Below are 22,037 nucleotides of genomic sequence, written 5' to 3' on the forward strand. Positions count from 1 at the left end.
CTAGTGCCTACGCCGAACACCCCTGCGCTTCTGGTCGTCGAGGATGACCGCGCCTTGAGTGCGATGCTGGCGACGCTGTTCACCGACGAGGGGTATCGCGTGGACACCGCATTCGACGGACAACAGGGCCTGCATCGTGGCCTGACCGGTGGCTATGACGCGCTCATCGTGGATCGGGGGCTCCCCGTGATGGACGGTTCGGATCTGATCGCGCTGCTGAGGTCGAAGGGGGTCTCGACGCCCGCCCTCATCTTGACGGCACGCGGAGCGGTGGACGACCGCGTCGAGGGCCTGGATGCGGGCGCGCAGGATTACCTGGTCAAACCGTTCGAAATCCCCGAGTTGCTGGCGCGGGTGCGCGCACTGCTGCGGCGTATCGACACTTCGGCCACCGTCATCTCGGCCGGCGGCTTGCGGCTGGACCGCGTGACCCGCCGGGTGTCAGGAGCGACGGCCGACGACGTCGAGGTCGAGTTATCCGAGCGGGAGGCCTCGCTACTGGCAACCCTGATGGCCGCGCCCAAGCGGGTGTTCAGCCGCGCGTACCTGCTCGATGCGGTGTTCGACGGCGTCGAATCGGGCGGAGCTGTGGATCTTTATGTCCACTATCTGCGGCGCAAACTCGGCAAACAGGTGGTCCGCACCGTGCACGGCGCCGGTTATCGATTCGGGCTCGAATGAGCTCCGCGAACGACCTCGCGGTGGTGCGGCGGGCGGGCCGCGTCGCTGCCATCCAGGCGTCCGTCGCTCTGGCGGCGGTGCTGCTGGTCGTGGGCGGGGTGGTCTTCACGGTGTACGTGCGCGCGCAGAACCGTCAGATCGACACCGAGTTGCAGACGTTGGCGATGTCGGCCGACGACGCGAACGACCCGCCCCCGGACATGGAACTGGCGTTGCGGGAGAACAACGGTGAGGTGTCGACCAGTGACGGCGGCCAGCCCGGCGTGCCGCTGTTGTCGGGCCAGCCCGGATTCGGCGACCTTCGAACCGGGGGGCGGCATTACCGGACGCTGGTAGTGGACCGGCCGGAGGGCCGAGTGGTGGCGATGATGGATCTTGCGCCCTACCGCGCCGGCCGTAACCGTCTGCTGATGTCGGTGGCCTTTGCCGAGTTGGCGGGCATTCTGGCGTCGATCGCGGTTGTGGCGCTCCTCACCCGCCGGTCGGTACGTCCGCTGACCCAGGCGCTGGCATTGCAGCGCCGGTTCGTCGCGGACGCATCGCACGAACTGAGAGCCCCATTGACGGTGCTGCACACCCGGGCCCAGATGCTGGCGCAGCGGGCCGGCACCGCAACCCCCGACGCGCTTCGCGCGGACGCCGAGGCGCTGGTCTCTGATACCAGGGTGCTCAGCGATATCGTCGACGACCTTCTGGCTTCGGCGACCATGGCGGCGGGGCACTCGCCGCGTGATCGGGTCGATCTGGCCTCGGTCGCAGCCGACGTGCAGCACAGCCTGGCGCCGTATGCCGACGGGCTCGGGGTGAGTCTGCGGTTCGAACAGCCAAGCAGCACCGACTCTTTCGAGGTCATCGGATCCGGCGCCGCGCTTCGCCGGGCGCTGACCGCTCTGGTGGATAACGCCCTGGGCCACGAACACTCCGGCGGCGTGGTCGATATGCGACTGCGGCGGCAGGCCGCGATGATCACAGCCGAGGTCGCCGACGACGGCGTCGGCATCGACGCCGACGCGATGGCGACGCTGTTCACCCGCTTCGCGCACGGCACTGAGCACACCACCCGGACGGGTCGACAGTCGTACGGGATCGGTTTGGCGCTGGTGCGCGAGATTGCCCACGCCCATGGCGGCGACGTCACCGTCGAGTCCGCTGTCGGTCACGGAGCCACGTTCAGACTGACTCTTCCCGCCGCTCCGGTCGGCTAGCGGCGGCCGCCCGCGGAATTCTTGGAAAACTCAAAAATTCGGGTGTGAACATCGACCCATGAACTCACCTGGTTCTGGGCTACCCCGCGCCGCGGTGACGTCGTGGCCGTTGACGCCGAACACCGTGCAGTCGCCGATGTTCTCACCGCCGAGCATCACGGGTCCCCGCGGATCATGATCGTCGCCGAGCGTGAGCATTCGACCGCGGAAACCCATTGGCAGCGTTGGACGATGGACATGCAGATCATCGTCACGGACACCGACGCGCTTGGTCCTGCACGGCGAGCCGTCGACACGGAGCTCGATGCCATCGATGCCGCAGCCTCGCGGTTCAATCCTGATTCGGAGATCAACACCCTGGCACGGACCGGCGAGCCCACGCAGATCAGCGAGTTACTCGCCGAACTGCTCGGCGCGGCACTGCGGGCAGCGCAGCAGACCGACGGGGACATCGACCCGACGATCGGCGCCCGGCTCATCGAGCTTGGCTACGACCGCGACCTCAACGTCACGAATTCACCGCTGCCGCTTGCCGTGTCCGGAATCCAGTCGGCGCACTGGTCGATGATCAGCCTCGCCGGGCGGGTGGCCGCCGTGCCCCGCGGCGTGGTACTCGACCTCGGCGCAACCGCCAAGGCCGTCGCGGCCGATCGCTGCGCCGCCCGTGCCCACCGAGCCACCGGGGCGGGTGTGTTGGTGAACCTCGGGGGTGACATCGCCACGGCGGGGGAGGCGCCGAGCGGGGGATGGCAAGTACTGGTCTGCGACGGTGACGACGAGCCGACGTCGTTGGTCGCGCTGCCGGCCGGGGCGGCGATGGCCACGTCGAGCACCCTGCGCCGCCGCTGGCGATCTGGGGGCCAGATGCTGCACCACATCGTCGATCCTCGGTCCAACTGGTCGGCGGACCCGGTGTGGCGCACGGTCAGCGTGGCGGCCGAGAGCTGCCTGGCCGCCAACACGGTCAGCACCGCCGCGGTGATCCGGGGCTGGCGGGCCGTCGAATGGATTCGCGGACAGGCGGTTTCCGCGCGTCTGGTGGACAGTGACCGGATCGTGCACACCGTCGGCGGGTGGCCGCCGGACGAAGCTTGCGGGTGGCGATGACAAGCGAGGCACTGTGGGCCCTGGGCCGCGGCTGCGGCATCACCGCGCTGGGATTCCTCACTCTTTCCCTGACTCTCGGCATCGTCACCCGATCGGGCCGTCCGCTGCCGGCACTGCCGAGATTCGCCGTCGCCGAGGTGCATCGATTCGCGGCGCTGGCCGGGACATTGCTGGTAGCACTGCACGTGGGCCTGTTGTTCGCTGACCCCTACGCGCAGCTGAAGGTGATCGACTTCGTGTTGCCCTTCCTCGGGGCCTACCGGCCGCTGTGGCAGGGCCTGGGCACCCTGGCCCTGGACCTCCTGATCGTCGTCATCGCCAGCAGCCTGCTTCGACAGCGACTCGGACTGCGCGCTTTTCGCGTCGTCCATTGGACCTCCTACGCGCTGTGGCCCATCGCACTGGCGCACGCTTTGGGCAACGGAACCGATACCGACCAATTGTGGTTTCGCGTATTCGCCGGCTGCTGCGCGGTGGCCGTAGCCGGCACCTTGGCCTGGCGTCTGTACGCCGGATTCGCCGAGTATGCGCGCGCACGAAACTCGGTCGACGCATGACGGCACAGCGACTGTTCGCCGCCGCGGGAGCCAGCGTCGCCGAGCATCGAGCAGAATTCGGTGAACTTCCGGCGGTGACTCGCGACAGCCTCGTCCGGCGCCTGAACGCGGCCGGGCTCACCGGCCGGGGTGGCGCCGGCTTCGCGACAGGTCGCAAGGTCGATTCCGTGAGTGGGCGCCAACCGGTGGTGATCGGTAATGGCGCCGAAGGTGAGCCGCTCAGCGCGAAAGACGTGACGCTGCTGGCTCGGGCTCCGCATCTCGTTCTCGACGGCCTGACTCTCACCGCCAATGCGCTTGCCGCCCAATCGGTGTCACTCTATGTTCCCCCGCAGGTGTTGGCCGCCGTGCAGATCGCCGTGGACGAGCGTCAGGAGACGGCGGGGAACCAATGCCGAATCGCTGTCGTCGAGGCACCTGACGATTTTCTCGCCGGCGAGGAATCGGCCGTCGTCAGTCGCATCGAGGGTGGGCCCGCGCTGCCGCGCGACCGAACGGTGCTGCCCACCAAATCCGGCGTCCGTGGCCGGCCAACACTGGTCAGCAATGTGGAAACTTTTGCCCATGTTGCGTTGATCGCCCGGTATGGCCCGAACTGGTTTCGTTCCGTCGGCGACCCGGCACAGCCGGGAACGATGCTTGCCACCGTATCGGGCACGTTCATGCCGACCACGGTGGTCGAAGTTCCTACCGGAATTGCGTTGGGCGACCTCGTCGCCCGGACTGAATCCACCAGCCCAGGTCGTCTTCAGGCACTCCTTGTGGGCGGGTACCACGGCAGCTGGGTTCCGGCGGACGTCGTGGGACGGGCGCGACTATCCAAGAACGGTCTTGCGCCGTTCGGGGCGGCCCCGGGTGCGGGTGTCATCCACCTGCTTGGTAGCGATGAATGCGGCTTGGCGCGGACTGCTGAGGTCGCCGCCTATCTGGCGGACCAGAGCGCCCGGCAGTGCGGGCCGTGTCGTTATGGCCTGCCCAAGCTGTCGACGCTGCTCGATGAACTCGCCTTCGGCGACGTCGACGACGATCTCGTTGGCGAGATCCACCGGATGGTCGGCTTGGTCGATGGTCGCGGATCCTGCCGCCATCCGGACGGCACCGCACGATTCGTTCGCTCCGCGCTCGCCGTGTTCGCAAGCGACATCGACCATCATCGGCGCGGAAGCTGTCAGGCCGCGCGCGATGTTGCGGTTGGAGAAGCGCGATGAAGGATGAGCCGGCAACAGCGCTGCGACTGCACATCGATTGGACACGGTGCGACGGGCGCGGCCTCTGCAGCGAACTCCTACCGCAGCTGTTGAGCCGTGACGAATGGGGATATCCGCTGGTCCGTGACCGTTCGCGGGAACCGTCGGTGCCTACCCGGATGGTCAAACACGCCCGCCGTGCAGTCGCCCGATGCCCACGGTTGGCGCTGACTCTCGTCGACGACGATTGAGCAACGGCGACCTGAGCTCAGCCTGAGGACTGGTCGCGCGCGGCGGCCGGCGGCCGGATCGGCACCGCCACAGTGAAGGTGGTGCCCTGCCCGAGTCCGCGGCTGGCCACGGTGATGTGGCCGCCGTGGGCCTCGGTAAGCGCCTTGACGATCGCCAATCCGATACCCGAGCCTCCTCGGTGGCGATCGCGCGCGAAATCGGCGCGGTAGAAGCGATCGAAGACGTGCGGCAGATGCTCGGCCGCGATGCCGTCGCCGTCGTCGGCGACGCTGAAGGCCACCTTGTCACCGGCTCTGGTGACGGTGACAGTGACGTGGCCACCGGAAGGCGTGTGGCGCAACGCGTTGTCGAGCAGGTTTCCCAACACCTGTGCCAACCGTTGCCGATCCGCGCAGACACGGGTTCCGTCGTCGACGCGGATGTCCAATGCCACGTTCTTCGCGGCGTAGCCGTCGGCCATTGCCGCGCCGACTGATCGGGCGATCTCGCCGGCCTCGACCCATGCCGACGAGATCGTGGCGTGCGCTTCCTCGGCTTGGGCCAGGGCCGCGGCATCGGCAGCGAATCGCACCAGCCGACCGGTCTGGTCCCGCAACATCGCGATCGTCGGTTGGTCGAGGGTACGCACACCGTCCTCGACGGCTTCGAGGTATGCCTCCAATACCGCCACCGGTGTGCGGATCTCGTGAGCCAGATCGCCGAACAACTGGCGCCGGGACGACTCCACCGCTTGGAGCCGTTCTGCCATCTTGTTGAAAGCAGTTGTCAGGTCATCGAACTCGCGGCCAAGTCGAGGAGGGGTGACGCGGATGTCGTAGCATCCCTCGGCTACCGCGGACGCGGCGGCGGAGACCTCGGCGATCGAATGCTGCACGCGCCGGCTCAGGTAGATGGTGACGATCAGCGCGGTGAGCGCAGCCACCGTGATCGCGACCGCGATCGACAGCGCGGTCGCGTATTGGTACGCCTGCTCGGCGTGATACTGCTCGTTGGACCCGTGGGCGACACCGGCCATCGTGAGATGCTTTCGGAACAGCGGTGGTCCGACCACAGACGCAACGACCCACGTGGTCACACCGCCGGCGATGAGGACGACGCTCTGGGCGAGCAGTAGCCGCCGGCGCATGCTGAATCCGGTGGATTCCCTCACCGTCCGGCGCCCATCCGGTAGCCCACGCCTCGTACGGTCAACACGAACTTCGGTTCGGCGGGGTTGTCACCGAGTTTGCGTCGCACATGTCCGACGTGGACGTCGACGAGGTGGTCATTGCCCACCCACGGTTCACCCCACACCGCGTCGATCAATTGGCGGCGGCTCCACACCACGCCCGGCCGCGAGGACAGTGCGGCGAGAATGTCGAACTCGGTGCGGGTCAACGAAATCGGTTCCGCGTCGAGAAATACCTGGCGAGTGCCCACATCGATGGACAGTGGGCCGAACACGCGAGGCGGCAATTCAGCGTGCGGTTCGGCTGCCTGTGCCGCAGGTGCGCTCACCAGGCGCGGCCGGCGCAGCATCGCCCGGATTCGGGCGACCAGTTCCCGCGGGCTGAACGGTTTGGTCACATAGTCGTCGGCGCCGACCGACAGTCCGACGATGGTATCGACTTCGGTGTCGCGGGCGGTCAGCATCACCACGTACGCGTCGGAGAAGGTCCGCAGCTGTCGGCATACTTCCAGACCGTCGATACCGGGCAGGCCGAGATCCAGCACCACCACGTCCGGGTCGACCTCCCGCGCGACCTCCAACGCGTCGGCCCCGGAGAGGCACACCGTCACCTCGAACTGCTCGCGTTCCAGGTAGCTGGCGACCACATCGGCCAACGGCTTCTCGTCGTCGACCACCAACGCGCGATAACCCAGGTCAGCGCCCTGTGCCGCCGCCTGCGCTCTGAAATCCATCCCTCCATCGTGCCGTGCCGCCGACCCGCGCTGGAGAGTTGAGTCAATCTTTACCGAACCAACATCAATACCGCACCGACGCGGGGTGGTGGGCCGGTTGGGCGCACCGGCACGACGTGTCAGCACAGCCAGCGCGCCGTGTCACGGAAACGGTGTGAAACCACGCGGGGCCACTCGGAGATGTGCAGAACTCGTCAGGCGCTGAGTCGTTGGGACCGAGGTGAATTCGGCCCACGCGCGACAGCTCGGGAGGCCGCCTCGGACCTGGACCCTCCGCGGGCGCCATCCCGCGCCGTCGATCGTCACCTCGCGCCCGACACGATCACCCGCGGTCCCGCAGCCCTTCCATCTGGGTGCAAGGTCCCCGCGTTGAGAGCACAAAGACCTTGCAGGCCGGTCCCAGCGAGGTGACTTCTGACTCCTGGAATGTCGGCCGGCGCGGCATAGGGTTATCGCAGACGAAGGCGGTGATTGCCATGGCCATGTCGGCGCTCGATCCCCAGGTGATCGCGAATGCGGTGGAGTTGGCGTGCCGGGCACCCTCGGTGCACAACAGTCAGCCGTGGCAATGGGTCGCGGAGGGGCCTTCGCTGAAGCTCTTTCTCGATGCCAGCCGGGTGCCGCACGCCACCGACAGGTCCGGCCGGGAGGCCGTCATCAGTTGCGGCGCCGTCCTCGACCATCTCCGAGTGGCTGTTGCTGCCGCAGGTTGGCAGACGATCATCTCGCGCTTTCCCAATCCGAACGAACCCGATCACCTGGCAACGATCGACTTCTCGGCGTTGGAGTTCGTCACTGATGCGGTCCGCAGGCGCGCGGATGCGATCCTGGCCCGGCGCACCGACCGGTTACCGTTGGCTCCGCCGCCGGACTGGACGTCGTTCGAGTCGGTGCTGCGCAGCACGATCGACGCCGAGCGGGTGACGTTGCGGGTGCTGCCCGACTCGGTGCGCCCCCAGCTGGCTGAGGCTTCGCGGCTCACCGAGTCGCTGCGTCGCTACGACGCCTCGTATCATGCCGAATTGTCCTGGTGGACAGCGCCATATGAGGTGTCCGACGGCGTTCCCTACAGCAGTCTGGTTTCGGTCGCCGAGCGGGACCGGGTCGACGTCGCCCGGGTGTTCCCGGCCAATGAGCACCCCGGCCGGCGTCCGGAGGTCGAGTACGACCGTTCCACGATCGTGGTGTTGTCGACCAGTGGCGACTCCCGTCGTGACGCCCTCGACTGCGGCGAGGTGCTCTCCGATGTGTTGCTGGAGGCCACTATGGCCGGGTTGGCCACCTGCACGCTGACCCACATCACCGAGCTGGAGGCCAGCCGCGACGTGGTCCGTGCCCTCACCGGTGCCGACGACGATCCGCAACTGCTGATCCGTATCGGCTTGGCGCCGGTGATAACCCAATTGCCCCCGCTCACCCCGCGCCGGCCGCTGCAGGACGTGCTCGTGTACCGCGGTTGAACGTTCGGTAGGACACCGGAATGAATCGGAGTAACTCATGACCACTGTGGCAACGGCGGCACAGCAGCATCCACGACGAGTCTTCCGTGACCGCCGGGAAGCCGGCCGCGTTCTGGCTCACCTGTTGGACGGCTATCGCGGTCGCGACGGTCTCGTGGTGCTGGGGCTGGCCCGCGGCGGCGTGCCGGTGGCCTGGGAAGTCGCCGCGGCACTGGGGGCCCCGCTGGACGCCTTCATTGTGCGAAAGCTGGGCGCGCCCGGGCACAACGAGTTCGCGATGGGTGCGCTTGCTTCCGGCGGCCGGGTGGTGGTCAACGATGATGTGATTCGCGCGCTGCGGGTGACACCGCAGGAGTTGCGGGATGTCACCGAGCGGGAAGCCCGTGAACTGGTCCGGCGCGAAGGCGCCTATCGCGGCGGACGCCCACCTCTGGATTTGGCGGGCAAGACGGTCATCCTCGTCGACGACGGTCTGGCCACCGGAGCGAGTATGCTCGCCGCCGTTCAGGCATTGCGCGAGATGGACCCGGCGGAGATCGTCGTCGCGGTTCCCGCCGCTCCGCAATCGACCTGCCGCGAATTCGCCGGTCTCGTCGACGATCTCGTGTGCGCGTCGATGCCGACCCCGTTCTTGGCGGTGGGCGAGTCGTTTTGGAACTTCGAGCAGGTCAGCGACACCGAGGTGCGGGACCTGCTTGCCACTCCGACGACCGGCATCGGCACCGCACGGCAGCGCATCGCCGAAACACCCGCGGAGGTGATCGCCCGCTGTGCGGTCGATGCTCCCGCCGGCGTACCCCCGCGGGAGGCGCTCGAGGAGATAGTTGGTGATGCGCGGGTCGTGTTGATAGGTGAGAGCTCGCACGGCACACGGGAGTTCTATGAGGCGCGAGCTGAAATCACCAAATGGTTGATTCAGGAGAAGGGCTTCTGTGCGGTGGCCGCCGAAGCCGACTGGCCGGACGCGTACCGCGTGAACCGGTATGTCCGTGGCTGCGGCGACGATCGCTCGGCCGACGACGCGTTGAAAGGATTCGAGCGTTTCCCCGCTTGGATGTGGCGCAACACGGCTGTCCGAGACTTCACGGGCTGGCTGCGCACGCACAACGCACAGTGTCGCGCCGATGGTCAGCGCGAGGCCGGGTTCTACGGCTTGGATCTCTACAGCCTGCATCGGTCGATGCAGGAAGTTGTCGACTACCTGGAAAACGTAGACCCCGCCGCAGCGCAACGCGCCCGAGAACGCTACGCCTGTTTCGATCACACCGGCGCTGACGACGGTCAGGCGTACGGCTTCGCCGCTGCCTTCGGCGCTGGAATGTCCTGCGAGCGCGAGGTGGTCGAGCAGCTGGTCGAACTACAGCGCAGTGGTTTGCAGTACGCACGCCGCGACGGACTTCTCGCCGAAGACGAACTGTTCTACGCACAACAGAATGCGCAGACCGTCCGCAACGCCGAGGTCTATTACCGCTCGATGTTCGGGAGCCGGGTTTCCTCATGGAATCTGCGGGACCAGCACATGTTCCAAACGCTCAAGGCGTTGCGCGCACACCTACATCAGCGCGACGGCGAGCCTGCTCGAATCGTGGTGTGGGCGCACAATTCCCATGTCGGTGACGCCCGGGCAACGGAAGTGGGTGCCGACGGGCAGCTTACCCTGGGGCAGCTTGTTCGAGAGGGGTACGGCGAACAGTCGGTGCTGATCGGATTCACCACCTACTCGGGCACGGTGACCGCCGCGAGTGAATGGGGTGCCGTCGCCGAGCGGAAGGTGGTTCGGCCTGCCCTCAACGGCAGCGTCGAAGAACTCCTGCACGAGGTGGATCGACCAGAGTTCCTGGTGTCTGCGCTCGTCAGTCGTGAAGCGGCCGAACCACTTGACACCGTTCGCCTCGGCCGGGCTATCGGGGTCATCTATCAACCCGCGACAGAACGGCAGAGTCATTACTACCACGTGCGGCCCGGTGATCAGTTCGACGCCATCATTCATATAGATCGCACGACCGCGCTGGAACCGTTGGAGCGCAACAGCGTCTGGGTCGAGGGTGAGACGCCGGAGACCTACCCGACCGGCCTATGAGCGGGCAGCGCCTACCGACAAACCTGTTGCCACGCAGCGCCATAGATGCTGGAGGTGAGGCGCATCCGGCCACGCAGACGGCGTCCGACTAGTACGCGGCGTGTTGGGCCGGTTCCTCCAGTTTTGCGACGAAGACTGCGGCCTGGGTGCGCCGCTCCATACCGAGTTTCGCGAGCAGGCGCGAAACATAATTCTTGACGGTCTTTTCGGTGAGGAACATCCGGTCGGCGATCTGCTTGTTTGTCAGACCCTCACCGAGCAGTGTCAGCAGTGTCCGTTCCTGGTCGGTCAATCCGGACAGTGGGTCCGACCGCTTCGTCGTCCCGCGCAACTTGGCCATCAACGCCGCGGCGGCGCGGTTGTCCAGCAGCGACCGGCCGGCGCCGACGTCCTTGATGGCTTGCGCCAGCTCCATACCTTTGATGTCTTTGACCACGTATCCGCTGGCGCCCGCCAGAATCGCGTCCAGCATGGCCTCGTCGCACGTGTACGAGGTCAGCATCAAACAGCGCAGGTCGGGGAGTTCAGAGAGCAAACCTCGGCACAACTCCACACCGTTGCCGTCGGGCAGCTGCACATCGAGCACTGCCACGTCGGGTCTTGCTGCAGGGATTCGTGCCATGGCCTGGGCGACGGAGCCGGCCTCTCCGACGATCTCCAGATTTGGATCTGCGCTCAACAGGTCGATGAGCCCGCGGCGGACTAACTCATGATCATCTACGAGAAAGACTTTCACCATGCTGAACCTCCTATGGGTCGGTGATCGGCGCTTTCGCTCTCATAGCGGGTTCTCTGGCTCGCAAATCAATACGGAGCAATCGGCGTGCTGAAGCACTGCATTGCCTGCTGCACCGAGTAGTTCTTGGATGCCGTGGCCTCGTTCGTGGGCAACTACCAGCAACTGGATCGAATTCCCCTGATCCATTAGGTAACTCAGTGAGTTGCCGTGCACAGCAGTCGTTGTGACGTTCACGTCCGGGTAGCTTTTGCGCCAGCACTTCAGGCGGCGTTCCAGTGCGGCTTTGGCATCTCGATTCCCGTGGGCGACGGCGTGCTCGTCGTGAATATCGGTATAGCGTGAGTGCCAGATAGTCAGCACCCGCAGTGGCACCCCACGGGAGCTCGCCTCGTCGAATCCGTGCCTTAAGGCGAGATCGCCTGTTGGACCGTCCAACTCAACGGCAACCCGTCGCTGTGCCGACGGCACCGGGTTGTGTCCCCTTACGACGGTCACTGGACACTTGGCTGCGGTCGCCAAGGCCATGGCGGTCGAGCCGACGTGGCTGCCGCGAAAATGATTCCGTCCAATCGCGCCGACGCACAACATCGCGGCACCTCGCGCGGCGTCAAGCAGTGCCGGCACGGGTTGCTGCGCAACGACCTCCCACTCGATCTTGACCGGCTTGTTGGTCGCCTCGACTGCGGAGGCCGCGCAACGCACGGCCGTCTGGGCCACAGCGAACTGGCGGGCGATGTGTTGCGCCCCCTCGTGCCCGCCATCAGTTGGGTCGAGGGCATAAACCAACCGCAGTGGAATGTCGCGGCGAACCGCCTCGTCGACAGCCCAACAGGCGGCCTCGATCGCCCACCGCGATCCATCCACACCCACGACCACGGCGGGCGCGACATGTTCTCGTTCGGGCATTGACCGTTCCTGTCAGCTTGCCGGTTCTATTCGACGCTATCGTCAAATAAAGCCGGCACGCAGGGGCGAAAGGCCTTCGTCCCGGGCCACTGGTCCTCAGCGGTCAGCCGTCGACCCCCGGCCGGGGGACGTCGTCACGGGCAAGCCGGTAGCTCAGGGGCGTCGTGACCTTGACGAGTGCAGGTAGACCTGCGGTCATCAACTTTGATGACTTGGGGCTCTGGCCGACCGCGCCGGCGACCGGCATCGTCGGACTCGGCCAGCATCATCCACGGAAGGCCTTGGCCCCGATGACGACGAATTTTCCTGACGACGCAACCTTGCGTGCCGGGCTGGAGCTGGCCGGCCGCGCCCCGTCCATCCACAACACCCAGCCGTGGCAGTGGCGGGTCGGCCCGCACAGCCTCAATCTCTATTCGCGTCTCGAGTTGCGGCTACCGCATACCGACCCCGATGGTCGTGACCTGATCGTCAGTTGCGGGGCTGCCCTGCATCACGCAACTGTCGCGTTGGCCGCATTAGGCTGGCGCACCACCGTCCACCGGACTCCGAACCCTGATGATCCCGAACACCTGGCGTCACTGCAGGTGCACCGCGGACCGCCGGCAGATACCGATATCGCCATGGCCGCAGCCATACCCCGGCGGAGGACTGATCGGCGCATGTACAGCTCGTGGCCGGTAGCGATGGGGGACATTGCCCTGATGGGCGGTCGCGTGGCGCGCCTCGGCGTCACGATGCGGCGGGTTGAACTGACCGATGATTTCGTCGAGCTGTTGCGACAGGCAATGCGCAAACATGGCGATGACACTGGCTATCTTGACGAGCTGATGGTGTGGAGTGGTCGTTACGCTGCGGCCGAAGGCGTACCCGCGCACAGTGTTCCACGACAAGACGGCGCCGTTGTACCGGGGCGGGTCTTTTTTGGTTCCGCGCTCGACCAACCCCACGGCGTGTCCGCGGCCGAAGACAACGGTGTCCTGCTCGCCCTCGGGACGGCGGCCGACGACATCGGCTGTCAACTGCGTGCCGGTGAGGCCGCCAGCGTCATCACGCTCACCGCCACCGTTCAGGGATTGGCCTCGTGCGCAGTCTCGGAGGTGCTCGAGATCGCAGACACCCGAGAAGCGGTGCGCGCGGAAGTGTTCGGCGGTGAACGGTTCCCGCAGATGTTGCTGCGGGTGGGGTGGGCACCGGTGAACGCCGACCCACTGCCGGCCACACCACGACGCCCGCTGTCCGATGTCCTGTGTCGTTTGGACGGCTCGGCTTTCCTGGGTTAGGGCCAACGCCTCGTGACACTCGCCGCCGGCGGCGTGAATGCCCAGGACCTCGCCTGCGGGGACCTTAGGCACTTGTCTTGGCCGGCCGCCCGCGCGCATCGTGAGTCGAATCGGCCGAAATGTTCTCGGCGAATCGTCGAGCCGATCGGAAGGAGATCGCCGATGACCAGCGCGACCATGTATTCACCATTGGCGCATAGGCTTCTTGCCGCGCGCAGCCCACTGGCATCGGTCTACTACGACGATTCCCATGACACCCAGGACGCGGCCGAGCGACTCCACGTGATCGAACGTGACGTCGCGCGAGAGCTTGAGCAGCGGGGTGCGCCGCTCACGCTCATCTCCTCGGTCACGCGAGCGATGAACGAGCAGCCGGCAGGTGAGCAGAGGAGTGGACGCGCTTTGGTCGTCGGCTTGCAGGGTACGGTGATAGACGAGCACCTCGTGGTTGCGCCCGTCACTCCGCTGGTCCGCTTTTCCCAGCTTCCGTACATCGTTCCGCTGGTCGAATACGGAGCGGTCTGGGGCCCGTACATGGTGGTGGCCGTCGACCAGGTCGGCGCCGATCTCACCCGCTACCACGGCAAGTCCACCACCTCGGAAACCATAGTGGGTGAGGGATTTCCGGTCCACAAGGCTGCCGCGGCGGGGTTGAACGCGTGGGGCGATTCCCAACATCGGGTCGAAGAGGCGGTGCGAAAGAACGTCCGCGCGGTCGGCGATCGCCTTACCCGCGAGATGGACCGCGATCCTGTGGATTTCATCGTTCTCATCGGTCAGGACCGCGTGCGGGCCGAGCTGGTTTCGGTGCTGCCCCATCGGGTCGCTGAACGAACTGTTCAACCTGGTGTCGGGTCCCGCCAGAATGGTGTGGATCGCGCTGTGCGTGCGGCTATCGCGCAGGAGTTGAACAAAAGACGCAGCATCAAGACCGGTCGGGCGGTGGACCAGTACCAGGCCGAGACGGGCCGTGGGTCCGGCCTTGCGGTAGCCGGGCTCGCGGCGGTGACGGCGGCGCTGCGTGATCGTGCCGTCACAACTCTGCTCATCGGACGGATGCATGACGAAACTGTGCTTGCCGGAGACGATCTGACACTGCCCGGACCCGATCCCGAGACCCTGTCAGACTTCGCCATCGCGCCCACCCGGACCCTGCGCGCCGACGAGGCGCTCCCATTCTCGGCAATGGCAATCGGCGCCGACTTGGTCTGCGCTCCAGATGATCTGCGATTGGCCGATGGAGTGGGGGCACTGGTGCGCTACGCGTCAGCCCAGCGATGAGCCGTAGCTTGTCCGTTCCGGCGGGGGCGATCCCGCCTGCGGTGCTTGTTGCCCAGGGCACGATGATTGCGGACTATCGCACGCTGATCCGGGGACCTTCGCCGGTGTGCAGCCCAGGCTGTGGCCAATAGTGTTGTCTCACAGTCCCTATTACACGAGGAGTTCGTGACATGACCGAGACCGTGCACCAGACGACCCCCGATTCGCCGACGGCTGATCTGGCCGACGAGCTGCGTGAGTCGGCCAAAGCGGGCCAGCATGCAACCGGACAGGCGTTGCGGAAGTTCCGTGACGCTATCGATGAAGCGATCCCGGGATCCGTTCAGCCGCTGCGTAACAAGATCGTCGAGGCCGCCCTGGAATTGGCCGATGATCTGATCTCGGCGCAGTACAAATTCAATCGCAGTCTGCTCAAGACCGCAGACCGGGCCCTGAGCAAGGGCGACACCGACCACTAGGCGGTGGTGCCCCGGCCGAGGTTCGGCCGGGGCACCGAGCACTTCGCTGGCGGGCGCGGGCGCGGGAGATCGTGACCCGGATCGACTCCGCTAAAGCCCACGCGGCTAAACCACTGTTTGAAGCTCGGCGAGAACGGATTCGACAGCCGGGGGCACAGCGGCCGCCACGGCCGTCGAGAGCCCGACACCGTGGCTGACGTCCTCGATCTCGACCAAGATGACCGTCAATCTTTCAGGTATTCGGCCAAGGGCTTGGCCCAGCGCGTAGATCTCCGGCAGCCCGAGCGAATGCGAGCTCACGCCCGTGGGTTGCTGTATTTCGCCCGGATTCCATCGTCGAATCCTGCCGGCCACCGCACCGGGTCCGCTGGCCGCATCCACGACAATGACGAGTGGTGATCCGGTCCAGGCGTCGAGAATCGGGCCGGGGTCGGATGACGACGAGAGCACCTCGACACCGGGGAGTTGGCGTTTGGCGACTTCGGCGGCGATCACGAGGCCGACCCCATCGTCGGACCGGTATTCGTTGCCGATACCGATGACGAGCGCATCGCCGGTCATATGCGGTCGATGGTCAGCGTCAGGAAGTGCGCCGAGCACGAGATGCACGGATCATGGTTGCGGATCGATCTCTCGCACAACGCTGTCAGTGATGCGTCATCGAGTGACAGATTCGCCGCGACCAGCTTGGCCATTTCGTACTCGATGGCGCCCTGGTTCTGCGAGGTCGGCGGCACCAGGGTCGCCTCGCGTATCAGTCCGTCGTCGCCGATCTCGTAGCGGTGGTACAGCAACCCTCGCGGGGCTTCGCTGACCCCGTGCCCGATGCCGCTGCGCACCGGAACATCGACATACGGTCTCGACGGCCGCTCGTATTCGGCGATGATGCGCAGTGACTCCTCGATGGCGTAGATCACCTCGACGGTACGAACCACGATGCTGCGAAACGGGTTTCGGCACACCGGGCCAAGCCCTGCGCTGGCGGCAGCCTCAGCGGCGATGGGGGACAGTTTCGAGGAGTTGAGTGAATAGCGCGCCAGTGGGCCGGTCAGGTAACGCTTGCCGTCCAACGTGGCGTGCAGGGCGGTGGAGTGTTTGACCTGCGCTTCGACGATGTGGTCGCTGAATTCGGTGACGTCGAATGCCGGTCCGTCGCTGCGCTTGAGGCCACCGTTCTCGATGGGATACCGGTCTGCGTCGGACAACGAAAGATATTCATGGTCGAATTCGATGTCGGGGAAATCGAAATCGGCGATCACCCGCAGCGTCTCCAGCGTGTCGTCGAGCGCGCGGTGCAGCATCTCGGTCAGCGGTTCGAGGTCGCGTGCGTGTGGTACCGAATAGAAGCCGCCCAGCCGCACGTTGATGGGGTGGATGGCCCGGCCGCCGACCGTCTCCATCAGCCGATTGCCGGTCTTCTTGATCGCCAGACCGCGGTTGATCAGTTCTGGATGGTCTTTGGCCATGCTGATGGCGTCCGGATAACCCAGGAAATCCGGTGCGTGCAGCAGAAAGATGTGCAAGGCGTGGCTGTGTATCCACTCGCCGCAGTACAGCAGTCGGCGCAGGGCAGCCAATTCGGAGTCGATCGTTATCCCGCAAGCATTTTCGATTGCGTTGCACGCACTGACTTGATACGCGACCGGGCAGATACCGCATACCCGCGCGGTCAGGTCCGGTGGTTCGGTATATGCGCGCCCTCGCAGGAAGGCTTCAAAGAACCGCGGCGCCTCATAGATGTTGAGCTCGACGCTGTCCACAGCGCCGTCGGCCAGCGTGACGTGCAAGGCGCCTTCACCTTCAACGCGCGTCAACGCCCCCACCGACAGGGTGCGGATCTCAGGGGTCATCGGTCGTTCCGTTCGGCGGCGAACCGGGTGACGTTGAATGTCGAGAAGACGCGATCAACGGCCGCCTCCGACATGCCGTCGCGATGCAACACCGGGATCAAGGCTGCGGTGTTGGGTGTGGCGGCAGGCCCGAAGCAGCCGTAACAACCGCGGTGATACGACGGGCACAACGCTCCGCAACCGGCATGGGTCACCGGGCCCAGGCACGGAATGCCCTCAGCCACCACGACGCATGTGACGCCGCGCAGTTTGCACTCGGTGCACACCGTCTTGGCCGGCAACTGCGGTTTGCGCCCCACCAACAGCGCGGCAAGCGTATCGAGGAGCTGGCCGCGGTCGATCGGGCAGCCCTGGAGTTGATAGTCGACCGTCACGTGCGCAGACGCCGGTGTCGACGTCGCGAGCGCATCGATGTACTCGGGCTTTGCATAGACGATGGAAGCGAATTCATCGATATCGGCGAAATTGCGCAGGGCCTGGATGCCGCCCGCGGTTGCGCACGCTCCGATCGTGACGAGGATCTTGGACTGATCACGAATCTCTTGGATGCGCCGCTGGTCGGCCGCGGTGGTGATCGATCCTTCCACCAGCGATACGTCGTAGGGGCCCGCAACCACATCGCTGGAGGCCTCCAGGAAGGTCGCGATACGCACTTGTCCGGCGATGGTCAGCAGTTCGTCCTCACAGTCCAGCAGCGTCAGCTGGCAACCGTCGCAGGACGCGAACTTCCACACCGCCAAGGTGGGCGTGTCGCTCATCTACAACTCCTTGACTGCGAGTAGGGGTTCTGCGACGTCATAGCCGACGACCGGTCCGTCTCGGCACAACAGCAGCGGACCCAGCTGGCAATGTCCGCACCAGCCGATCCCGCATTGCATGTTGCGCTCGAGGGAGACCCGGATGGAGTTGGCGGCCAATCCCTTTCGCATGAGCTCGACAGCGCCGTTTCGCATCATCGATTCTGGGCCGCAGAGGAACGCGGTGGTGTTGGCTGCCCGCAGAGGCAGTCTGCGCAGCGGTTCGGTGACGAATCCGATTTCGCCGGACCACCCCTGCACGGGCACGTCGACAGTCAGGTGCACATCGATGGCGCCGTCATCGGCCCAGCGCTGCAGTTCATCGCCGTACAGGAAGTCGCCGCGGGAGCGGGCACCGGCGATCAGGGTGACCGTGCCGTAGGCGTCGCGGTCGGCGAGCACGCCGAGGATGACGGGCCGAAGCGGAGCGAGGCCGACCCCTCCGGCCACGATGACGAGGTCGCGCGTTGCAGCGGCCCGCAGGCCCCAGTCGGTGCCGAATGGGCCGCGCATCCCGATCACCGTGCCCGGTTGCGCGTCGTGCAGCGCGCGGCTCACCGCACCCACCGAGCGGATGGTGTGGGTGATGGTGGCATCGGTGCCGTCGGTCAGACCGCTGACCGAGATGGCGACTTCGCCGATCCCGAAGGCGTACATCATCATGAATTGCCCCGGCAGCGGCGCGGTCAGCGGTTCGTCCACCGGTTCCAGCTCCACCGTGGCTGAATCATGGTTCTCGGCCACCCGGGCGCGCACGCGATACGGGACCGGGGTCATTGCGGCCGGCGTGGCCGGACAGGTGATGCTGTCAGTCATCGTCGTGTTCCTGAGCCAGGACGTGCATTTCCTCGGTGATGTCGATTCCCGTCGGACACCATGCGATGCAGCGCCCACAGCCCACACATCCACTGCTGCCGAACTGGTCGTGCCACGTGCCGAGCTTGTGTGTGATCCAGTGCCGATACCGCGACGGTCCGGATTGCCGCACACTGCCCTCGTGCACGAATGTGAAGTCGAATTCGAAGCACGAGGCCCAGCTCATCCACCGTTCGGCATGCTGGCCGGTGAGGTCGTTGACGTCCTCGACGCTGGTGCAGAAGCAGGTGGGACACGCCATCGTGCAGTTGCCACACGTGAGACATCGACTGGCCACCTCATCCCAGTGCGGTGACTCGCGGGATTCGATCAAGAGTTCACGCAGATCGCCGGTGGGCATCTGCCGGCCCATATGATGAGCAGCCTCGGCCACTTCGTCTCGTGCCGAGGCGATTTCATCTGTGCTGGCGTCCCGATGGGGGAGTGCGGCCAGTACCTCGGCTCCGTCGTCGCTGCCCACGTCCACCAGATACCGGCGGCCGCGGTCGTCGACGCGTTCGGTCAGCGCGAGGTCGTAGCCCGGACCGACCTCGGGCCCGGTTCCCATGGATGCGCAAAAGCACAGACTGCCCGGCTCAGTGCAGTTGACCGCTACCACGAAGGCCCGTCGCAGCCGTCCCGTGAATCCCCGATCCGGGTGGCTTGCCTTGCCCAAGACGGTGTTCAGCACCGCGATCGCGGCAAGATCGCAGCCTCTCACCCCGAGAAAGGCATAGGTCGGCGGATCTTCTGGTTCGGTGCCGTCGGATGACCACAGTTGTTGCCGCGGCGGATGCAGGAACTGCTTCCACGACTGGGGGCCCGCCGAGTGGCCGAACGCGGCCTCGTCGTCCCGTCGGCGCAATCGGTAGTGTCCCGGACCCACATCGACGCCCCAACCCACGGGGAGTTCAGCAGCGGAGGTGATCTCGGCCAGCACGATTGCGTTCCCCGACACGGTGGGACCCACCACCCGGTATCCGCGGTCGATCAGCGCTGATACCAGCTGCGCCAACCCTGCAGCGTCGATCACCGCGTTTGTCATGGGGTAATGGTGCGCCCCCCGCAGCAGCCGGAGGGATGGTCTTGGGTCCCCAGCTGAGCGTCAAAGGTCCTCGCCGGGGACCGGCCCCAGTTACCCCCGGATGCAGTAAAGGGCTGCCCCGGCCGTGATTCCGGAGCCTGCCGCAATCAGGAGGGCAAGACCACCGCCGTCGAACTCGCCGATTGCGCGACCGAAGGCCGCCGCGAGCGAAGCGGTGTGCATCGATTCGTCGTCGGCAGCGCGGATCCGATCGGGTGCCACCCCCAACTTGTTCGCCAGCGACACACGGTATCCCCGCCACGCCGGCGCAACGACGATTGCGTCGACCTCTGCGACCGTGCGCGAGGACGCGCTCAGGCAGCGCTGCGCAGCCAGGGCTGCGGCGGCGGCGAAATGTTCATCACAGGCAGGGGAGCGCTCGACGCGCAGAACGTTCTTGTGGTCTATCAGACCGACTGTGGCACTGAATGTCTCGCCCTGATCGGGAATGCTTGCCCAGTGCACTCGTCCGAGCCCGGCATCGCCGTCGGCCCGGCTGCACAAGAGGGCCGCCCCCGCCGGCGAGAACGGAAAGTGTTCGCTCATCCCGTGGCCCGGATCGGCGTCGCTTGCGACGACCATTGCACAGTCGATGGTTTTCGACGTGAGAAAACCGTCGGCGATCTGCAAGGCGGTGAGGACTCCGCAGGCGCCGTTGGCGACGTCGAAGGAGAATGTTCCATGTGTGCCCGAATGCGGATCTTCGGGATTGGCGCCGACGTCTTCTTGGATCAACGCGGCGAGGGCCGGCTCGCCGAGGTTGCGGTCGCGATAGATTCCCGCGTTGATCAGAAGGTCGACGTCGTGCGGCCGTCGTCCCGCCATCCGGAGGCAGTCCTGTGCGGTGCTCACTGCGAGGTGCAGGGCGCTGTGCCGGTGACGCCACCGGCTCCTGCCGACGGCGACCTGTTCGATCACGGTACCCATTGACCCACCAGCTCTTCGTCCAGCGTCAGTAAAACAACACCGATTTCCAGCCCGGATGCCAGCGCGATCAGCGCGACGGTTTCGCCGGGACGGATGCGATGTGCCTGGAGTTCCTCGATGAGTGCGACGGTGTGGGTGGTCGACGCCGTGTTGCCGTATCGGTCGACGGTGATCACGGCATCGTGTCGCGGGTTGTCGCCGAATTCGTCGGTGAGCTTGGCCATGCCCTTGCGGATCGCGCGGGCCGAAGTCTGGTGGGTTATCACCTGGTCGATATCGTGTATCGAGATGCCAACCGTATCAAGCACTTCGTGCAACAACAGTGGAGTGTCGGACATCGCAGCCCGATGGATTCCGCGCGCATCGGTAAACATCCGGCCGCCGGGATCGTCTCCTTTCGGATAAGCCAAACAAAGCCGGCTGTAGTCCGCCACAGTGGTGAAGCCGGCCAGACTTATCCCGGCCGAGCCGACCGGTGCACGCTCCAGCAGAAGTGCCGCGCCGGCGTCGCCAAGTGTCAGGCACGCCAGCTCCTTGCTCATGATGGAGCGGATATGGCGAGCCGCGTTCTGGCCGAGCTGCGAGATGTACTCACCGCTGACCACCAATGCCCGCTCGATGATGCCCTGTCTGATCCAATTGTTCGCAATGGTCACGCCGGTGAGCATGCCCGCACAGGCATTGGAGACGTCGAACGTCAACGCCGTCTCGGCGCCGATCCCGATCGCCACCGCGCTGCTCATCGTCGGTTCCAGCCACTGGGTGAGACCGTCGCGGAATTTGGTGATGCTGCAGCTGATTACGGCATCGATCGAATCGGCCGCTCGCTGGGACCTGGTCAGACAATCCAGTGCCGCCGTGGTGGCCAGGGTGTAGGAATCCTCGTCGCCCACCGACACCCGGCGCTCCCGGATCCCCGTCAGCCGTTGAAGATCGATGTGAGTCCGATGACGCGTGGTCGACATCAACTCGTCGGTCGTGAGGTGGGTGGACGGCAGGTGCCGGCCCGCGCCGGCCAGGCGCGTGTGAAACAGCGCTTCCTCGCCGCCCTCGGACGGTTCCATCATCAACCAACGCTTGCGCGTCATTGATCCATCGTGGGTTGAGCCGCCGTCAACTGATAGGGAGCATTGGACACCGGCCACCGGGACCTTGGGCCCTTGATAGCGATCAAAGACGCTGCGCCTGGGAATGAGTGACGTAATCGACCAAATCGGACAACGTCCGCAACGACTGGTAGTCAGCCTCAGGGATCTCGACCTGCAATCGCTTGTGAATCCCGATCAGGAAGTTCAGCCAGTCCATCGAGTCGAGATCGACTTGGTCACGCAACAGCATGTCGTCGCTGATGTCGTCGGCGTCGACCTCCGGTGCGATGGTGGTGAGTACGGCCAGGATCTCGGCGCGAATATCGTTGTCTGCCATC

At 65.7% G+C, this 22,037-nt stretch carries 23 protein-coding genes; 11 read left to right on the plus strand and 12 right to left on the minus strand.

Features of this window, described 5'->3' with window-relative positions; genetic code table 11:
• Positions 1-3: 3 nt before the first annotated feature.
• The 6 genes from AB431_RS12090 (at position 4) to AB431_RS12115 (ending at position 4,988) form a co-directional block, all read left to right on the plus strand.
• Entirely contained in the window at positions 4-681 is a 678-nt protein-coding gene (locus AB431_RS12090; RefSeq protein WP_235435886.1) for a response regulator transcription factor, read from the plus strand.
• Complete coding sequence (locus AB431_RS12095) at positions 678-1,886, plus strand: sensor histidine kinase KdpD (protein ID WP_047330128.1); 1,209 nt, start codon at positions 678-680, stop codon at positions 1,884-1,886. Before AB431_RS12090 ends, AB431_RS12095 begins: the two co-directional genes overlap by 4 nt.
• Positions 1,887-1,988: 102 nt before the next feature.
• The gene (locus AB431_RS12100; protein ID WP_235435887.1) at positions 1,989-2,993 is read left to right on the plus strand and encodes an FAD:protein FMN transferase; all 1,005 of its coding nucleotides are present in this window, start codon (positions 1,989-1,991) and stop codon (positions 2,991-2,993) included.
• Positions 2,960-3,550, plus strand: coding sequence for a ferric reductase-like transmembrane domain-containing protein (locus AB431_RS12105; protein WP_369803021.1), 591 nt, complete (start codon positions 2,960-2,962; stop codon positions 3,548-3,550). Before AB431_RS12100 ends, AB431_RS12105 begins: the two co-directional genes overlap by 34 nt.
• Complete coding sequence (locus AB431_RS12110) at positions 3,547-4,758, plus strand: NADH-ubiquinone oxidoreductase-F iron-sulfur binding region domain-containing protein (protein WP_047330129.1); 1,212 nt, start codon at positions 3,547-3,549, stop codon at positions 4,756-4,758. Before AB431_RS12105 ends, AB431_RS12110 begins: the two co-directional genes overlap by 4 nt.
• Positions 4,755-4,988, plus strand: coding sequence for a ferredoxin (locus AB431_RS12115; RefSeq protein ID WP_047330130.1), 234 nt, complete (start codon positions 4,755-4,757; stop codon positions 4,986-4,988). Before AB431_RS12110 ends, AB431_RS12115 begins: the two co-directional genes overlap by 4 nt.
• Before the next feature lie 17 nt (positions 4,989-5,005).
• On the opposite strand, the gene AB431_RS12120 is transcribed toward AB431_RS12115, so the two are convergent.
• Both AB431_RS12120 and AB431_RS12125 read right to left on the minus strand, forming a co-directional pair.
• The gene (locus AB431_RS12120; RefSeq protein WP_047333343.1) at positions 5,006-6,115 is read right to left on the minus strand and encodes a cell wall metabolism sensor histidine kinase WalK; all 1,110 of its coding nucleotides are present in this window, start codon (positions 6,113-6,115) and stop codon (positions 5,006-5,008) included.
• A 20-nt stretch (positions 6,116-6,135) separates the two neighbouring features.
• Positions 6,136-6,891 (minus strand): response regulator transcription factor, encoded by a 756-nt coding sequence (locus tag AB431_RS12125; protein WP_047330131.1) that lies wholly within the window; start codon positions 6,889-6,891, stop codon positions 6,136-6,138.
• Between the two features lie 476 nt (positions 6,892-7,367).
• Here AB431_RS12125 and AB431_RS12130 point away from each other — a divergent pair, with 476 nt between their 5' ends.
• Together AB431_RS12130 and AB431_RS12135 are read left to right on the plus strand one after the other, a co-directional pair.
• Positions 7,368-8,351, plus strand: coding sequence for a nitroreductase family protein (locus AB431_RS12130; RefSeq protein WP_047330132.1), 984 nt, complete (start codon positions 7,368-7,370; stop codon positions 8,349-8,351).
• Positions 8,352-8,388: 37 nt separating this feature from the next.
• Positions 8,389-10,431, plus strand: coding sequence for an erythromycin esterase family protein (locus AB431_RS12135; RefSeq protein WP_047330133.1), 2,043 nt, complete (start codon positions 8,389-8,391; stop codon positions 10,429-10,431).
• An 88-nt stretch (positions 10,432-10,519) separates the two neighbouring features.
• Here the strand turns inward: AB431_RS12135 and AB431_RS12140 are convergent, their stop codons facing one another.
• Together AB431_RS12140 and AB431_RS12145 are read right to left on the minus strand one after the other, a co-directional pair.
• Positions 10,520-11,170 (minus strand): response regulator transcription factor, encoded by a 651-nt coding sequence (locus tag AB431_RS12140; RefSeq protein ID WP_047330134.1) that lies wholly within the window; start codon positions 11,168-11,170, stop codon positions 10,520-10,522.
• A 39-nt stretch (positions 11,171-11,209) separates the two neighbouring features.
• The gene (locus AB431_RS12145; RefSeq protein WP_047330135.1) at positions 11,210-12,076 is read right to left on the minus strand and encodes a universal stress protein; all 867 of its coding nucleotides are present in this window, start codon (positions 12,074-12,076) and stop codon (positions 11,210-11,212) included.
• A 290-nt stretch (positions 12,077-12,366) separates the two neighbouring features.
• On the opposite strand from AB431_RS12145, the gene AB431_RS12150 reads away from it, so the two are divergent.
• From AB431_RS12150 to AB431_RS12160, 3 genes are all read left to right on the plus strand, one after another.
• Positions 12,367-13,359: an NAD(P)H nitroreductase gene (locus AB431_RS12150; protein ID WP_047333344.1), complete on the plus strand. Its 993-nt coding sequence runs from the start codon at positions 12,367-12,369 to the stop codon at positions 13,357-13,359.
• A 162-nt stretch (positions 13,360-13,521) separates the two neighbouring features.
• A complete protein-coding gene (locus AB431_RS12155) occupies positions 13,522-14,640 on the plus strand; it encodes a hypothetical protein (protein ID WP_082135655.1) in 1,119 nt (372 codons plus the stop codon).
• Between the two features lie 170 nt (positions 14,641-14,810).
• Complete coding sequence (locus AB431_RS12160) at positions 14,811-15,098, plus strand: hypothetical protein (protein ID WP_047330136.1); 288 nt, start codon at positions 14,811-14,813, stop codon at positions 15,096-15,098.
• Between the two features lie 105 nt (positions 15,099-15,203).
• On the opposite strand, the gene AB431_RS12165 is transcribed toward AB431_RS12160, so the two are convergent.
• The 8 genes from AB431_RS12165 to AB431_RS12200 all read right to left on the minus strand — a co-directional run bounded on the left by AB431_RS12165 (position 15,204) and on the right by AB431_RS12200 (position 22,036).
• Positions 15,204-15,659: a hydrogenase maturation protease gene (locus AB431_RS12165; protein ID WP_047330137.1), complete on the minus strand. Its 456-nt coding sequence runs from the start codon at positions 15,657-15,659 to the stop codon at positions 15,204-15,206.
• The gene (locus tag AB431_RS12170; protein WP_047330138.1) at positions 15,656-16,948 is read right to left on the minus strand and encodes a Ni/Fe hydrogenase subunit alpha; all 1,293 of its coding nucleotides are present in this window, start codon (positions 16,946-16,948) and stop codon (positions 15,656-15,658) included. The genes AB431_RS12165 and AB431_RS12170 overlap by 4 nt, the downstream gene beginning before the upstream one ends.
• Complete coding sequence (locus AB431_RS12175; protein WP_047330139.1) at positions 16,945-17,706, minus strand: oxidoreductase; 762 nt, start codon at positions 17,704-17,706, stop codon at positions 16,945-16,947. The genes AB431_RS12170 and AB431_RS12175 overlap by 4 nt, the downstream gene beginning before the upstream one ends.
• Positions 17,707-18,561, minus strand: a complete 855-nt coding sequence (locus AB431_RS12180; RefSeq protein WP_047330140.1) for an FAD/NAD(P)-binding protein — start codon at positions 18,559-18,561, stop codon at positions 17,707-17,709. It lies immediately after the preceding gene.
• On the minus strand, positions 18,554-19,645 hold the full coding sequence (locus AB431_RS12185; RefSeq protein WP_047330141.1) for a 4Fe-4S dicluster domain-containing protein: 1,092 nt from the start codon (positions 19,643-19,645) through the stop codon (positions 18,554-18,556). Before AB431_RS12185 ends, AB431_RS12180 begins: the two co-directional genes overlap by 8 nt.
• A 90-nt stretch (positions 19,646-19,735) precedes the next feature.
• The gene (locus tag AB431_RS12190; protein ID WP_047330142.1) at positions 19,736-20,611 is read right to left on the minus strand and encodes a 3-oxoacyl-ACP synthase; all 876 of its coding nucleotides are present in this window, start codon (positions 20,609-20,611) and stop codon (positions 19,736-19,738) included.
• Entirely contained in the window at positions 20,599-21,699 is a 1,101-nt protein-coding gene (locus AB431_RS12195) for a 3-oxoacyl-ACP synthase III family protein (protein WP_047330143.1), read from the minus strand. The genes AB431_RS12190 and AB431_RS12195 overlap by 13 nt, the downstream gene beginning before the upstream one ends.
• An 82-nt stretch (positions 21,700-21,781) precedes the next feature.
• A complete protein-coding gene (locus tag AB431_RS12200; protein ID WP_047330144.1) occupies positions 21,782-22,036 on the minus strand; it encodes an acyl carrier protein in 255 nt (84 codons plus the stop codon).
• Position 22,037: the final 1 nt, after the last annotated feature.

It is taken from the genome of Mycobacterium sp. EPa45 (genome assembly GCF_001021385.1).
In the GTDB taxonomy this organism is placed as follows: Bacteria; Actinomycetota; Actinomycetes; order Mycobacteriales; family Mycobacteriaceae; genus Mycobacterium.